Here is a 1219-nt window from a genome sequence, read left to right on the forward strand (position 1 = left end):
GATCTAAAACGGTTCGCAATATGCTTTCTTTTGCCCACTATCGGTTTAAAGAGTTCTTAAAGCATAAAGCAGCCGAAAACCGAAAAATAGTTGTTGATGAAAGCGCAAGCCTATACTAGCAAGACTGTTAGCTGGACTGGTGAACTAGTCAATATCGGCGGGAGCAAGATTATCAAATCAAAAATCGATAACCAACAAATGGATTGACCTTTGGTCACGCTTCGCGAACGTGACATCAATGGCGCTCGTGGGATATTCCTACGGGCTTTGGGAGATACCCCCTGGCTGAGAGATTCGGCAAAGCCGACACTTCGTGAACAGCTTGCATTGGCGGGTAATGGTCTATCTTGGTAGACTTTGGTAGCTAAAAAGTATCGGTAAACAGTAATTGTTCCATCAGCTGAGGGATGTGTTCCTCAGAGGTAGCCTCTGCTGTCCGCCTCCGCCCATCGATTTGGAAAGCATAGCCAATCTCCATTGCTACATAGATAGCTCTGACAACTCATTCACCCTTAGCCTGCTCCCTAAGTGAGTTTATCTGGCTTACCAGGTTGGGTTGATTTGGGTTAAAAATAGTGAAACCCAACCTTGGTAAGGGTTTGGTTCGGTTTTGTTACTGCTCCAGGGCTCTCTAGGGAAAATCTTTGATTTTGGGAGTTTTCTGGAAAACTATTGAAGCGATCGCTTGAAAATGCGAACGCGCCCCGCGTGACCGTTCGCGTAGCGTGGCCTTTTGGCCAAGGTCAATCGCATTCACAAATCTTAATAATTTCTAGACTACTTTGCTGCAACTGGAAGTTTGAATTGTTTGCTATAGGGTACCTAAATCAATGGTGAGAATTTTTGATGCCATATTCCCGAATCCCGACTCCCGACTCCCTGTTCCCTTTTATAGCGTTTCTAGGACTCATGAGGTACACATTATTTTTTCCCTCTTCCCTCTTCCCTTTTCCCTTTTCCCATATCCGCTGCTCCCTGCTCCCTGCTCCCTGCTCCCTAAAAACCCGAAATTTGTACCTCACAAGTCGTAGAATTGCTATAGATAACTGGGGTTTTAGGGGACAATAGTATTCCCTGAATTTTATATCTAAGTCTCTGAAGAAAACCTGCATCTGGGGGCAGGGCTAACCTCAATCCACCGATGATTTGTTGTAGGTCATCATTAGTCAATTCATCTAGAAAACTTTCCGGGTCATCAAATAATTCAGCACCACTGGGT

The 1219-nt window shown here is 44.9% G+C and carries 3 protein-coding genes and 1 pseudogene; 2 read left to right on the forward strand and 2 right to left on the reverse strand.

The window, feature by feature from the left end; genetic code table 11:
- Positions 1-354 (forward strand): annotated as a pseudogene (locus tag F6K51_RS37670) (hypothetical protein); the annotation flags it as partial.
- A 277-nt stretch (positions 355-631) separates the two neighbouring features.
- On the opposite strand, the gene F6K51_RS37675 reads toward F6K51_RS37670, so the two are convergent.
- Positions 632-757 (reverse strand): hypothetical protein, encoded by a 126-nt coding sequence (locus F6K51_RS37675; protein WP_269086946.1) that lies wholly within the window; start codon positions 755-757, stop codon positions 632-634.
- Between the two features lie 73 nt (positions 758-830).
- On the opposite strand from F6K51_RS37675, the gene F6K51_RS37680 reads away from it, so the two are divergent.
- Positions 831-1031, forward strand: coding sequence for a hypothetical protein (locus F6K51_RS37680; protein WP_293031384.1), 201 nt, complete (start codon positions 831-833; stop codon positions 1029-1031).
- On the opposite strand, the gene F6K51_RS37685 is transcribed toward F6K51_RS37680, so the two are convergent.
- The coding region (locus F6K51_RS37685; protein WP_293031387.1) for a bacteriocin at positions 997-1219 on the reverse strand (223 nt) is incomplete at its 5' end. The two genes, F6K51_RS37680 and F6K51_RS37685, sit on opposite strands and share 35 nt — an antisense overlap.

The sequence above is a fragment of the Moorena sp. SIO3I8 genome, assembly GCF_010692325.1.
Taxonomy (GTDB): Bacteria; Cyanobacteriota; Cyanobacteriia; order Cyanobacteriales; family Coleofasciculaceae; genus Moorena.

Coding starts and splice junctions, on each gene's coding strand:
- F6K51_RS37680 (WP_293031384.1), top strand. CDS start 831: ATGGTGAGAATTTTTGATGCCATATTCCCGAATCCCGACTCCCGACTC.